Source organism: Micromonospora sp. ABR4_055, from assembly GCF_056160425.1.
Window position 1 is genome coordinate 23,858 of sequence record NZ_JBSWXD010000012.1, and the last position, 14,060, is coordinate 37,917.

At 69.5% G+C, this 14,060-nt stretch carries 9 protein-coding genes; 6 read left to right on the forward strand and 3 right to left on the reverse strand.

The features are described 5' to 3' along the window. The first annotated feature begins 14 nt into the window (after positions 1 to 14). Positions 15 to 1,385, forward strand: coding sequence for an O-antigen ligase family protein (locus ACXAHD_RS05650; protein WP_281551336.1), 1,371 nt, complete (start codon positions 15 to 17; stop codon positions 1,383 to 1,385). A 296-nt stretch (positions 1,386 to 1,681) separates the two neighbouring features. Here ACXAHD_RS05650 and ACXAHD_RS05655 read toward each other — a convergent pair whose 3' ends face one another. After that, positions 1,682 to 1,948: a hypothetical protein gene (locus ACXAHD_RS05655; protein ID WP_281551335.1), complete on the reverse strand. Its 267-nt coding sequence runs from the start codon at positions 1,946 to 1,948 to the stop codon at positions 1,682 to 1,684. Here ACXAHD_RS05655 and ACXAHD_RS05660 point away from each other — a divergent pair. From ACXAHD_RS05660 to ACXAHD_RS05675, 4 genes are all read left to right on the forward strand, one after another. Beyond that, positions 1,941 to 6,383, forward strand: a complete 4,443-nt coding sequence (locus ACXAHD_RS05660; RefSeq protein ID WP_475049004.1) for a DUF4082 domain-containing protein — start codon at positions 1,941 to 1,943, stop codon at positions 6,381 to 6,383. The genes ACXAHD_RS05655 and ACXAHD_RS05660 overlap by 8 nt on opposite strands. 67 nt (positions 6,384 to 6,450) lie before the next feature. Continuing rightward, positions 6,451 to 7,665 (forward strand): glycosyltransferase, encoded by a 1,215-nt coding sequence (locus tag ACXAHD_RS05665; protein WP_475049006.1) that lies wholly within the window; start codon positions 6,451 to 6,453, stop codon positions 7,663 to 7,665. Beyond that, on the forward strand, positions 7,655 to 9,217 hold the full coding sequence (locus ACXAHD_RS05670) for a lipopolysaccharide biosynthesis protein (protein WP_475049009.1): 1,563 nt from the start codon (positions 7,655 to 7,657) through the stop codon (positions 9,215 to 9,217). The genes ACXAHD_RS05665 and ACXAHD_RS05670 overlap by 11 nt, the downstream gene beginning before the upstream one ends. 13 nt (positions 9,218 to 9,230) lie before the next feature. Beyond that, on the forward strand, positions 9,231 to 10,346 hold the full coding sequence (locus ACXAHD_RS05675; RefSeq protein ID WP_289213515.1) for a glycosyltransferase family 2 protein: 1,116 nt from the start codon (positions 9,231 to 9,233) through the stop codon (positions 10,344 to 10,346). 97 nt (positions 10,347 to 10,443) lie between these two features. Here the strand turns inward: ACXAHD_RS05675 and ACXAHD_RS05680 are convergent, their stop codons facing one another. Next, positions 10,444 to 11,550, reverse strand: coding sequence for a glycosyltransferase (locus ACXAHD_RS05680; protein WP_475049013.1), 1,107 nt, complete (start codon positions 11,548 to 11,550; stop codon positions 10,444 to 10,446). A gap of 236 nt (positions 11,551 to 11,786) precedes the next feature. Here ACXAHD_RS05680 and ACXAHD_RS05685 point away from each other — a divergent pair, with 236 nt between their 5' ends. Continuing rightward, positions 11,787 to 13,181: a hypothetical protein gene (locus tag ACXAHD_RS05685; RefSeq protein WP_281567285.1), complete on the forward strand. Its 1,395-nt coding sequence runs from the start codon at positions 11,787 to 11,789 to the stop codon at positions 13,179 to 13,181. 8 nt (positions 13,182 to 13,189) lie between these two features. Here ACXAHD_RS05685 and ACXAHD_RS05690 read toward each other — a convergent pair whose 3' ends face one another. Beyond that, on the reverse strand, positions 13,190 to 14,056 hold the full coding sequence (locus ACXAHD_RS05690) for a DUF6492 family protein (protein ID WP_281551328.1): 867 nt from the start codon (positions 14,054 to 14,056) through the stop codon (positions 13,190 to 13,192). Positions 14,057 to 14,060: the final 4 nt, after the last annotated feature.

A 14,060-nucleotide genomic window follows, 5' to 3' on the forward strand; every position in this document is an offset into this window, starting at 1 on the left:
GGCAGGACCCGGTGATGTCGTCCGGGGTTCACCCGGCAGACCTCGAACCGGCATGGATCAGCGAGCGCACTTATGTGACCCGCCGCAGGCTGACCAGGATCGACGCGCCGGTCATGTTGTCGCTGATGGTCTGTCTGCTGACACTGATCCCGTCGCACCTTATTCTGCCCGGAATGACCGATCTGGGGCGCCCGGCGTTGGTCGTGGCGATCCTGATGTGGTTCTGGTGGATGACGGCCCGGCTCAACTCGCGGTTGGTGCTCACCGGACCGCAACCGCTGCGTTGGGCGATCCTGGCCTTCCTGCTGTCGATGCTGCTGTCGTACGCGGTCGGCTTCCTCCGCGGGCTGACCGTGATGGAGGCGAACTCGGCGGACCGCTGGATGCTGACCGCAGCGGCGATCTCCGGGGTGATCCTGTTGACCGCCGACGGCATGCCCAACTGGGACCGTCTTGACGGCGTATTGCGGGTGTTTGTCTACTGCTGTGCCTTCGTCGCCGTGGTCGGGCTGATTCAGGCGTTCTTGTACTTTGATCTTACCCAGTACATGCGGGTGCCTGGTTTGCAGATGAAAGGCTGGGTCGTCGGCCTGGAGATTCGTGGCGGCGGCGTACGGGTGCCCAGCACGACCTTCCACTACATCGAGTTCAGTCTGTTGATGGCGATGGCGCTGCCGTTCGCGATCCACTTTGCACGTTTTTCGGCTACTTCCCGACAACGGCAGATGTTCGCATTCCTGGCATTGCTCATCGCAGCGGCGATCCCGGCGACGATGTCCCGGACCGGATTCGTGGCGTTGGCGATCGTGCTGCTCGTCCTGATGCCCAGCTGGGCGTGGCGGATGCGCTACAACATGATGGCGCTGGGTCTGGTCATGTTCGCCGGAATGGCGGTGGCGAAGCCGTCACTCGTCACCACGATCACCAACATGTTCCTCGGGGCGAGCACAGACCCGAGCATCACCTCGCGGACCGAGCGGTACGACATGGTCGGGTACTACTTCACCCAACGACCGTGGTTCGGGCGGGGGACCGGGACGTGGGTGTCCCCGCAGTACCAGTACCTCGACAACCAGTGGCTGGCCTTCGCCCTGACCAACGGGGTGATCGGGGTCGTGGTGCTCGCCGCGCTGCACGTCACCGCGATCGTCGTCGCGCTACTCGCCCGGCGCAGGTCGACGTCGGAGCGTGACCGGCACCTATGCTCGATCCTCGTCGCGGTGCAGCTGGTCGCGATCGCGGCAGGCTTCACCTTCGACTCGCTGAGCTTCAGTACCTACGCTACCGCGATGTCGTTGATGGTGGGCATGTGCGGTGCTGTGTGGCGGCTTAGTCACCCGGCGTTGCGGGTGCGGACGTCCACGCCCCGGTGGTTCGGTTCGTAACGAAGCCGGTGCCGGTGCCCGAGAAACCCGGTTCATTGGCCACCCCGGTCGTCGATCCGACATCTCAAAGAACGTCTATCAACTAACCGTGTGAATGCGGATCATTACGCGTTGCCCTGGGCCCGGTTGTCCGAATGGGTGATGGGTGGGCTGTCCGGGTCGCGCCGAGGGTCAGATACATGCCCGGTTGTGAGGTTGACTCACGCTGGTAGCGTCGGCGCTGCGTAGCTGGGGGAGGCACGCGGTATCGCGTCGGGCTGGCTCCTGAAGGGACATTCGGTGAGAGCGGGCGTATCTCAATTTGTAGATCGCGGCCGGCGGCACTTCGTCGCCGTCGCGACCGCCATCGTCATGATGGCGACCCTGATGATCGCGATGCCGGCGGCATCTGCGTCCACCGATCCATGCGCACCTCCGATCAACGTGATCGCCTGTGAGAACAGCAAGTCGGGAACGCCGAGTTCGGTGTGGGACATCTCCGGGGTCGGTGACCCCACGATCCAGGGCTTCGCAACCTCGATAAGCGTGAACGCCGGGGAACAAATCGGTTTCAAGGTGCGCACCGAGGCGTCCGCGTACACGATCAAGGTCTACCGGCTCGGCTGGTACGGCGGCGACGGCGCACGCGAGTGGGCGACCCTGACCCCGAGCCTGCCGTTGGCGGCCAACGCCGACGCTGACTGTGTGCACGCCACCGACACCCAGATCTTCGACTGTGGCACCTGGCAGGTCGGTGCAACCTGGGACGTACCGGTCGACGCCGTCTCCGGGGTCTACATCGCCCGGCTCGTCCGCTCGGACACCGGCGGCGACAGCCACATCCCGTTCATCGTGCGCGACGACACCAGCACCTCGAAGTTGGTGTTCCAGACCTCCGACACCACCTGGCAGGCGTACAACCGCTACGGCGGTGCGGACTTCTACTGGGGGGAAGGCCCGACATACCGCGCCTACAAGCTCAGCTACAACCGGCCGTTCGCCACCCGGGGCGCTCAGCAGGGGCGCGACTTCCTCTTCGCCAACGAGTATCCGATGATCCGGTTCCTGGAGCGCAACGGATACGACGTCAGCTACATCAGTGGGCTCGACGCGGATGTCCGTGGTGAGTCGCTGCTCAACCACGAAGTGTACGTCTCCGTCGGGCACGACGAGTACTGGTCGCCGCAGCAGCGGGCCAACGTCGAGGCGGCCCGCGACGCCGGGGTGCACCTGGCGTTCTTCACCGGCAATGAGGTCTACTGGAAGGTCCGCTGGGAGGACAGCGTCGACGGCAACGGTACGCCGTACCGCACGCTGGTCTGCTACAAGGAGACCTGGGACAACGCGCGGATCGACCCGTCGGACGAGTGGACCGGCGTGTGGCGTGACCCGCGCTTCCCGACCGGCGAGCTGCGTGAGCCGGAGAACGCGCTGGTCGGCAACCTCTACATGGCCAACAACACCGACCTGGCCATGCAGGTCCCCGCCGAGCAGGGCAGACTGCGGTTCTGGCGGCACACCGGTGTGGCCGAGCTGGCTCCAGGCCAGACCGCCACCCTGGCACCGCACACCGTCGGCTACGAGTCCAACGAGGATCTCGACAACGGCTTCCGGCCGGCCGGCACCTTCCGGCTCTCCACCACGACCGGCCACACCCCCGAGTACCTCGTCGGCTACGGCCCGGAGAACAAGCCGGGGGAGACCACCCACCACATGACGATGTACCGGGCGCCGAGCGGTGCGCTGGTCTTCGGCGCCGGCACCATCCAGTGGGCGTGGGGGCTCGACGCCTACCACGACGGCGGCTCGGGTGCGCCGGCCGACGACGCGATCCAGCAGGCCACGGTCAATCTCTTCGCCGACATGGGCGCGGCCCCGACCACCCCGATGAGCGGGATCGTGGTGACCGGTGAGTCCGCCGACGCTCTGGCGCCCAACGTGACGATCACCGGACCGACCGACGGCAGCGCCGTGGCCCACGGCGCGCCGGTCACGGTCACCGGTACCGCGTCCGACGCCGGCGGCGGGCTGGTCGCCGGTGTCGAGGTCTCCACCGACGGCGGCGGCACCTGGCACCCGGCCACCACCGGTACGCATTCCTGGACGTACGAGTTCCTGCCCACCGACACCGTCTCGCAGGTGGTGCTGGCGCGGGCAGTCGACGACAGCGGCAACATCGGCGCCCCGTCCGACCCGGTCGCCCTGTCGGTATCCGGGCCGTACTCGCTGTTCGGCCAGGCGGTGCCGGACACCCCGGCGTTCGTCGAGACCGACAACGGCCGACCGGACGGCGAGCCGCTGAGCACCCAGCCGGCGGTCGAGGTCGGCGTGCGGTTCACCCCCCAGATCGACGGTCTGATCACCGGCCTGCGTTTCTACAAGGGCGAGGGCAACGGTGGCGAGCACCGGGGCACGCTCTGGACCAACGGCGGTTCGGTGCTGGCCACGGCGGTGTTCACAGACGAGACCGAGACCGGCTGGCAGCAGGTCAGCCTGTCGACCCCGGTCCCGGTCTCCGCCGGTACCAGTTACGTGGTCTCCTACTTCGCGCCGGAAGGCCGGTACGCCAGCGACGGCGGCTACTTCCTGACCGACCACGTCTCCGGCCCGCTGCTGGCGCCCGCCACCGAAGGCACGGTGGGCAACGGCGTCTACCGGGAGGACGAGGCGGGCTTCCCGAACAACTCGTGGGGTTCGACCAACTACTACGCCGACGTGACCTTCGTGACCGCCGACGACGCGCCACCCACGGTGTCGTCGACGGTGCCGATCGCGGACGCGGCTAACGTGCCGGCTGACGTGACCCCGTCGACCGTATTCAGCAAGCCGGTCGACGAGGCCAGCATCGACTTCACGTTGGTCGGCCCGGCCGACGAGCCGGTGCCCGGTGCCGTCAGCTACGACGCCGCGGCCCGCCGGGCCACCTTCACCCCGGTGGTGCCGCTGACCGAGCAGACGACGTATACCGCGACGGTTACCGCACGTGACGACGCCGACGTGCCGATGAACGCGCCGTACTCGTGGTCGTTCACCTCGAGCTTCTCCGATCAGGTGGTGACCCTGTTCGAGCCGGACGTGGTCCCGCAACATCCCTCGGTCGGGGAGAGCGACCCGGTGGAGGTGGGCGTCAAGTTCACTCCGTCGGTGGACGGTGAGGTGGTCGGGATGCGGTTCTACCGGGGGCCGGGGAACGTGGGTAGTCAGGTCGGTCGGTTGTGGCCGGTCGGTGGTGGTGCGCCGCTGGCGGAGGTGACGTTCCCGGAGGGCGGCGGTACGGGTTGGCAGGCGGCGGCGTTCGCCGAGCCGGTGGCGGTGTCGGCGGGTACGACGTACGTGTTGTCGTACTATGCACCGAACGGCAACTACGCCTACGACCCTGGATTCTTCGACTCCGGCTACAGCCGTGGCCCGCTGAGCTCCCCGACGGAGAACAACGGCGTGTTCAACTACAACGTCGGCGGTGGCTTCCCCACCCAGACGTACGGTGCGGCGAACTACTGGATCGACCCGTACTTCCTGCCGACCGATACGCTCTCGGAGCCGACACCATCCCCGTCGCCGACCGGCAGGCCGGGCGAGGTCGGACCGGCGGTCACCGCGACCGTACCGACGTCCGGGGCCACCGGCGTGGCGGCCGAGGTGGTGGCCTCCGCCCACTTCGACATCGACATCGACGAGTCGTCGCTGGAGTTCGAGCTGTTCGACGCGGCGGCCGAGCCGGTCGCCGGCACGGTGGCCTACGACCAGACGACTCGACTCGCGACGTTCACCCCGGACACCGCGCTGCAGTCGTTGCACACCTACACCGCCTCGGTACGGGCCAGCAGCGGCGGGGTGCCGATGGCGCAGCCGCACACCTGGTCGTTCACCACGACCTTCTCCGACGACGTGGTGACCCTGTTCGAGCCGGACGCGGTCCCGCAGCAGTCGTCGGTCGGTGAGAGCGAGCCGGTGGAGGTGGGCGTCAAGTTCACCCCGTCGGTGGACGGTGAGGTGGTCGGGATGCGGTTCTACCGGGGGCCGGGGAACACCGGTGGCCAGGTCGGCCGGTTGTGGCCGGTCGGTGGTGGTGCGCCGTTGGCGGAGGTGACGTTCCCGGAGGGTGAGGGTGCGGGTTGGCAGGCGGCGGCGTTCGCTGAGCCGGTGGCGGTGTCGGCGGGTACGACGTACGTGTTGTCGTACTACGCGCCGAACGGCAACTACGCGTTCGATGCCGGGTTCTTCAACTCCGGTTACAGCCGTGGCCAGTTGAGTGCCCCGGCGGGGGACAACGGTGTCTACCGGTACGGCTCGGGCGGCGGGTTCCCCACCGGGACGTACAACTCGGCGAACTACTGGGTCGACCCGCTGTACGTCCCCGGTGCCGGTGGGGCCGACCCCGACCCCACGCCGACCACCAGTCCGTCACCGGCCGGACCGTCGCCGACGCCGTCGACGGGACCATCGCCGTCGACCGAGCCGAGTCCGACCGTGGAGCCGACCCCGACCGGCTCGCCGTCGCCGAGCCCTGAGCCGACCCCGAGCCCCGACCCGTCGGCGCCACCGGTCAGCATCTTCGGCCCGGAAGACGTGCCCGCGGCGGTGAACTGGGCCGACGAGGACGCGGTTGAGGTAGGGGTGCGGTTCCGCTCCGACGTCGCCGGCCAGATCACCGGTGTCCGGTTCTACAAGGGCCCGGCCAACACCGGTACGCACCGTGGCTCGCTCTGGACGGCGGAAGGTGTCCGGTTGGCGACGGCGGAGTTCACCGACGAGACGGAATCCGGCTGGCAGACGGTCACTTTCGACCAGCCGGTGCCCATTGTGGCGAACACCACCTATGTGGCCTCATACCACACGTCGGTCGGCCAGTACGCCGTGACCGCCAACCAGTTCGCCGAAGCCGAGCTGGACCGCTCGCCACTGCATGTGCTGGTCGGCGGGGGTGCGTACCACTACGACCCGTACGGCTGGGTGTTCCCCGGCCAGTCGGTCAACCACAACTACTGGGTAGATGTCGTGTTCACGCCTAACTCTTGAGGACAGTCGCGGCGAAGCCGTTGAATCATCGGCAGGGCGGCTTCGCCGCGATTGAAAGGGACACTAGGTGCGTATCCTCACTTGCCTGCACACGATGGAGATCGGCGGGAGCCAGATCAACGCCATCGAGATCGCGGCGACAGTGGCCGGGCTCGGGCACGAGGTGATCATCTACGGCCCGGACGGCGAGCTGCGGAGCATGGTCGACGAGTGGGGCCTGGAGTTCGTCCAGGCCCCACCGAAGGGCGAGGCGCCGTCACCGCGCAACGTCGCCGCCATCGCCGCCGTGGTCCGGCACCGCCGCATCGACCTGGTCCACGCCTACGAGTGGGCGCCCAGCCTGGAGGCAGCCTACGGCGCGTACCTGCGCCAGGGGGTGCCGCTCGTGGTCACCGTGCTCTCCATGGAGGTCCCGGCCTGGGTGCCCCGGCACCTGCCGCTGATCGTCGGCACCGAGCAGATCGCCGCCCAGGAACGCCCGCACCGGACCGAGGTGCACGTCATCGAACCGCCCATCGACACCGACGCCAACGCCCCGGTCGCCGATCCCGGGCCGGCCCGGCGTGCCCTCGGCATCGCCGCCGACGAGATCGCCGTGGTGTCGGTTTCCCGGTTGGCGGCGGCACTCAAACTCGAAGGACTGCTCGCCGCGACCCGGGCGATGGTCGGCATCGACCCGGCGCTGCGGATGCGGCTGCTGATCGTCGGTGACGGCGAGGCCCGCGCCGAGATCCAGCAGACGGCCGACAAGGCCAACGCCGAGCGGGGCGCAGAGGTGGTCACCCTCACCGGCGCGATGCTCGACCCGCACGACGCGTACGCCGCCGCCGACATCGTCATCGGCATGGGGTCGTCGGCGTTGCGCGCGATGGCCTTCGCCAAGCCCGTCGTCGTGCAGGGCGAGCAGGGGTTCTGGCTGCCGCTCACCCCGCAGACCCTGCCGGTCTTTCTCGATCAGGGGTTCTACGGCCTCGGCGACGGCACCGACGGCACCGACCGGGTCGCCGCCGCGCTCACCGAACTCGGCACCGCCGACCCCCGGCAGCGGGCCGAGCTGGGCGAGTTCGGCCGCCGTACCGTCGTCGAACGGTTCAGCCTGCAGGCCGCCGGCCGGCGGCAGACGGACATCTACGCCCGCGCGGTGCAGCAACGGCTGAACCTGCCGCGCCGGGCCGGAGCCATGGCACATCCGACCGCCCATCTGCTGAACTTCAAGGCGAGCCTGGCCCGGCAGCGGTTCGCCGCCGGCCGGACCGGGGCCGGGAGCGGCAGTGACAGCTGACGCAGCGGCACCGGCCCCGCTCGGTGCCCGGGTCAAGCGCGCCCTCGCGTGGAGCACCCTGAACAGCATCGCCCTGCGGATCGGCAGCCTCGGTGTCGGCGTCCTGCTGGCCCGGCTGCTCGCCCCGGAGGAGTTCGGCGTCTTCGCGGTCGCGTTGACCGTGCAGACCATCGTGATGTCCCTGGCCGACCTCGGGATGAGCGCGGACATCATCCGGCACGGGGTGCAGGGCCGCGCCGGCACCGTCACTACCATCTCGTTGCTGACCAGCCTGGGCCTGGCCGGTGCGATGTCGATGGCGGCCGGGCCGGTGTCGGCGGCGATGGACAGCCCGCAGGCCACCCCGGTGGTGCAGGTGATGTCGTTGACGCTGGTGCTCAGCGGCCTGTCGGTGGTGCCGTACGCGGTCATGCAGCGGGAGTTCCGCCAACGTGCCCAGCTCGGCCTCGACGGTGCCAGCCTGGTGGTGAGCACCACCGTCACGGTCGCCCTGGTGCTGCTCGGTTTCGGAGCGATGTCGCTGGCGATCTCCCGGGTGGTGGCCCAGTCGATGGTCACCGTGATGCAGTTCGTCCTGACCCGGTCCCGGCCGACGTTCGGGTTCGCCCCGGCGGTGGCCCGCAGCCTGATCCGGTTCGGCGTGCCGTTGGCTGGCGCCAACGTACTGTCCTGGGTGGTGATGAACGTCGGTCACCTGACCGTCGGGGCCACCGCAGGAACGGTGATGCTCGGCCTCTACACCCTGGCGTTCAACATTTCCACCTGGCCGATGAGCGCCCTCGGGGTGGCGATCCGGGCGGTGGCACTGCCGGCCTTCGCCACCGTGACCGACCCCCGGCGTAAGGCCGCCGGATTCGTCTCGGCCGCCGCGTTGACCTGGACCGTCGCGCTGCTCGTCGGCGTACTGCTGTCCGGGTTGGCCAGTGTCGTGGTGCCGTTGCTGTACGGCCAACGCTGGTCGATGGCGGCCGACGCGCTGGCCGGTCTGGCCTTCTTCGGGGCGTTCCGGGTGCTGTTCGACCTGGTGGCGACCTTCCTGATCGCGGTCGGTGCGAGCCGGGCATTGTTCGTCGCCCAGGTGGTCTGGCTGGCCGCGCTCTTCCCCGCGGTGATCTTCGGCGTGCGCTGGTACGGCCTGGTCGGTGCCGGCGTCGGGCATGCGCTGGTCTGCGCGTTGCTCATCCTGCCGATGTACGCGGTCGCGCTGCGTCGCCACGGGGTCCGGCTGCGGGCGTTGGCCGGTGCGCTGGTGCTGCCGCTGGTCGTGGCGGTGCCTGCGGTGGCGCTCGGCCTGCTGGTGGTGCGTACCGTGCCGGGCGCGCTGTGGCAGTTGCTGGCCGGCGGTGCCGTGATGACCGTGGCGTTCGCCGGGCCGTTGCTGCCCTGGCTGCGGCAGCGGTTGCGGGATCTGAAGGCGGCCGGCCAGTCGGCTGAGTCTGGACCGGCCGACCAGTCGGCGGAGCACGGGCCGGCCGCCCCGGCGCAGCCCGGTCCGCCACCTCCGGAGCCACCTGCCCCGACGACGCCGCTCGCCACGGCTGTCCGACCCTGAAAGAGGTTGACGTATGTCAATGTCAGCTCGCCGGGCGCTGCTGCCCCGCACCCGGGTCCCGGCACCCGTCCCAGCCGGCGACCCGGCCCGTACCCCCCGGGTCTCGGTGATCATCCCGAGCTACAACTACGGGCGGTTCCTGCCGTCGAGCGTTGGCAGCGCCCTAGCCCAGCAGGGCGTCGAGATCGAGGTCGTCGTCGTGGACGACTGCTCCACCGACGACACCCGGCAGGTGCTGGCCACGCTCCGGGCCAATGAACCCCGGTTGGTCGTGGTGCACAACGAGACCAACCACGGCCCGTGTGTGGCGTTCAACGACGGGCTGGCGGTGGCCACGGGGGAGTTCGTTGTCCGGCTCGACGCGGACGACCTGCTGACCCCGGGGGCACTGGCCCGCGCGGTGCGGCTGTTTGACAAGTTCCCCGAGGTCGGTCTGGTGTACGGCCACCCGGTGCACTTCCATGGTGAGGTGCCGACCGAGTTCCGTTCGGAGGCCACGGGTTGGACGATCTGGTCCGGCGAGGAGTGGATCGCCCAGCGGTGCCGGTTGGGCGTCAACTGCATCACCACTCCCGAGGCCGTGGTCCGGGCCAGCGTCTACGCCGAGGTCGGCCCGTGGGACAGCCGGATGCGGTACGCCTGCGACATGGAGGCCTGGATGCGGGTGGCAGCGGTCTCCGACGTCGGCCACGTCGACGGTGCCGATCAGGCCTGGCACCGGGAACACGCGGCCAGCGTCAGCGTCACCGCAGCGTCCGGGCGGCGGACCGACCTTATCGAGCGGCGGACCGCCTTCGACGTGCTGTTCGGCGGTCCCGGTGGCAGCTTGCCCCGGGCCCGGGAGCTGCACGACCTGGCCCGTCGGGCGCTGGCCACCGAGGCTCTCGAATCGGCGTGTCATGCCTACGACCGGCGACTGACCGACCATGAACCGGTCGATTGGTACGTGGAGTTCGCCCGGGAGACGTATCCGGCGGCAGAGCAGCTACCGCACTGGGCGGGGCTGCAGCGGCGTCGGGCGATCGGTCCACGGTTCGCCCCGCTGGTGCCGGGTTTCGCCGCCAGCGTGGTCGGGCGCCGACTGCGCAACGATGCCCGCTACCGCACCTGGAGCCGGTACGGCGTCTGACCAGGCCGACCGGTGCGGGCCGGACAGCTGACCGGGCCGACCGGTGGCGGGACTTTGGCGCGGCTGACGGGTCGGTGGGTGCGTTCCGCGCCGGTGGTCAGCCCGTGGTCAGCCCGTGGTCAGCCGGTGGTGAGCCGGTGGTGAGCAGCGGGCGGTAGAAGGCGGTGAGGTCGTGACGTAGGCCGGCGACGGTGTAGCGGTCCCGCACCGCAGCCGAGGCGGCACCCGCCCGTCTGGCCAGTTCCTCCGGCTGGGTGGCCCAGGTGGCGCAGGCCTGTTCGACGGCGCGGGCGAAGGCCAACAGGTCTCCGTCGGGCACCGGCGCACAGTGGGCCGGATCGAAGAACTCGCGACCGGCCAGGCCCGGATAGCCGACCACGTACGCGCCGCAGGACATCGCCTCGGCGGGTGGCATACCGAACCCCTCGCGGTCGCTGAAGCTCAGGAAGATGGCGCAGTCACGCATGATCTCCGCGGTCTGTTGCTCGGTGCGTCCGGCGATCCGGGTGACCTCCCAGCCGTCCAGCACCCGGCGGGACCGCAGTATGTGCAGCAACTGGTCGCGTTCGTCGGCCCGCCGGTGCCCGACGTACGCGATGCGTCGTCGCCTGGGCCAACTGCCGAAAGCGAACACGTCGGGGTCGACCACGTTGCGCGTCAACCGCACCGGAATGTCGGGGAAGGCATGGCTGAGCAGCTCGACGTTGTCATGCGAGACGGCCAGCAGCGCGGTCATACCGGGTAGGTCGGCGTAGGGCGCACCGGGGCGGGTGTCCGGGTACGGGATGTGGTCGAAGGTGTCGTACGCCCGTTGGTTGAACACCACGAGGCGTGGCCCGGTCGGGATCGCGGTCAGACCGGGTCCGTACCACTCGGGGACGACGAGGATGTCGGTCGGGCCGAGGCAGGCGCTCGCGGCCGCGACGACGGGTGTCTGGTTGGCGAACCAGGTGCAGCGGAACGCCGGGTCCTTGTGCATGACGTACGCCCGGACGCCCATGTCGTTGAGCAGGTCCACATGGCGATAGATGACCCGTACCCCGCCGCTGGGCCGCGGGTTGTCCGGCGCGAGGTAGTAGACGGTCGGTGTGCCGGTTTGTACGTCGGTGGTCCGGAAGGTTGGAACCTGCCGCCGGTTGATCTCTGCCGCCGTCATACGGGACTGGACCAGGCCCTTGGCCTGGTCCGCGAGTCGGTTGATCACGTGAGAACTCCGTGCAGCGGGGGGTCGGGGTACCGGCGCGATCGTACCTGGGCGCCACCACTGCTGCGCTACTGTCGGTTGCCGGACAGCGCGTTGCTGAACGCGGAAAGTGGCGGGCAAAGCGGGCGTTTGTCGCCGACGGCTGTTGGTAGCATCGGACTCTCCGCTCATCGTGGTTGTCCGACTACTTCTGGTTGAATCACTGGCGCCGGTAGGTGCCGTACAAAGGGGCGCCCATGGTCGTCGCCGCCACGTCACGTCGGCGCTGGATCTTGATCGTCAGCATGATCGTCCTCAGCGCGCTCGGCGTCGCGGGCACGGCATGGGCGATCAGCGTCACGGCCCGAGGCCCGGTCGCCGCTGGGATCGCCCCCGGCACGGTCGCGACTGCGGGCGGTGCCGGTGCGACGCTGCGCCCGGTCGACGGCGGCCCGGACTTCTACGACCGCTTCTCCCCGTCCCTGCCCACCGATGCGGGGTTCTTCCCGATCGGGGTCTGGCTGGAAAGCGTCACCGACCCCGCCGACACCGCCAAGGACGCCGAGATCGGCCTCAACACGTACGTCGAGTTGACCGGCACCACCAACCTCGACCTCGTCCGAGCCGCTGGGATGCACACGATCACCAGCCCGATCGGCGAACACGGTGACGAGACCGGCGGCTGGCTGATCTCCGACGAGGCCGACATGTGGGCGGGGCCGGGCGACGATCCCTGGACTGGCAACTTTCCTGGGCAGGGTGATATCTGCCAACCGGCTGACGGCGAGTGCGGCTATACCGTGCAGCGCGACATCCTCGACCGGCTCCCGGACGACCAGCGACTGCGGATGGCCAACTACGGCAAGGGAATTGCGTTCTGGCAGAGCGACGCCGATGCCGCCCGCTTCGTCAACGAGTTCGCCGACGTCGTGTCGGTCGACACCTACTGGTTCACCGACCGTGGCATCTGCGGGCACAGCGAAGGCGGTCGGTTCTTCGACCCCGACCAGCTCACCACCGTCGACGGAGCCGAGCGGCTGCCCGCCGAGCTGTGCCACCGGGCCGCGAACTACGGCCGTACCGTCGACCGGGTCCGGTCCCTGGTCTCGCCGCCCGGCAGCCGACCGGTCTGGAGCTTCGTCGAGGTCGGGCGCCCGTTCAACGAGGAGCACTACCCGACGATCGCCCCGGAGCAGGTCGTCGCGGCGGTGTGGAGCAGCATCATTCACGGCGCCCGAGGGATCGTCTACTTCAACCACAGCTTCAGCGGCCCCTGCCAGAGCCAGCACGCCCTGCGGGAGCCCTGCTATGCGCCGGTGCGGTCGGCCGTCGCGGCGGTCAACGCCCGGATCACCCAGCTCGCGCCGGTGCTCAATGCGCCGTACGCCGACGGGGTGGCCAGCGTTTCCGCCGGCGTCGACCTGGCCACCAAATGGTACGACGGCCATTTCCACCTGCTCGCCGGCTCGGCGGGTGGCAGCGTCGCCGAGGCGACGTTCCAACTGCCGTGCGTCGGTGACGCCCGGATCACCGTGCTCGATGAGGACCGCACCCTGCTCGCCGACGACGGTCGGTTCACCGACTCGTTCATCGACGGCAACGCCGTGCACGTCTACCGGGTCGACGGCGGTTCCAGCTGCGGCGCGTACTGACCGGTCGCTCAGCCGGTCAGCGCGGTGATCGCCGCCCGGCGAAGTTCCAAGGGCGTCCGCGACTTCGCCGAGATCATCACGGCAACGTCGTCCGGGCCGATCCCGGCGACGAAACGGGCCACCGACGACTCGTCGAGCGGCACCTCGTCCCAGTACGCGTGGCACCGGCTGCCAGTCGCGGCGTACCCGGTCGCCGCCCGGCCACCGAGCACCTCGTCGACGTAGACGCCGTACAGCGTCCACTCGGAGAAGTGCAGTTGTGCGCCGACGACATCGACCCACCGCCGCCCGGTGACCGACTCGATCCGCTGCAGCAGCCCTCGGACGATCTGCGGATCCCAGGCCAGCAGGGACGAGACATAGTCCGGGTAGGGCGGCGGCTGCGCCGGCAACCCCAGCAACGCGCGGGCCACCTCGTGCCACCGGACATGTCGGGGCAGCCGCTGGTCGACCTCGTCCGGTTGGCGGTAGAACCGTACGACGTCGTCGCGGCGGAAGGTCGCTGCGGAGAACGGCCGGACGAACTCGATGTCCGAGTCGACCAGCACCACGACGTCCGCCGGGATCCGGGCCGCCGCCGACAACTTGATCACCTGTTGCAGGATCCAGCCGCGTAGCGGCGGGAACGGCCGGCGCAGGTTCACCGAGTACTTCGTCCCCGGCAGCGACCGGACCGACGACGGCAGGAACTCGGCCTCGTCGTGCAGCACCGTGCGGTCGCCCCGCAGCGCGCCGAAGCGGGGCAGGTCCGCCCGGGGCACGATGATGTGATGCCGCACCGAGGCGGGTGAGTGGGCCAGCACCGAGCGGTGCAACGCGGCGCACAACTCGAAATCCGGGCCGAAGCTCGGGGTGACCACGGCAAGCTCCGTCAAGATG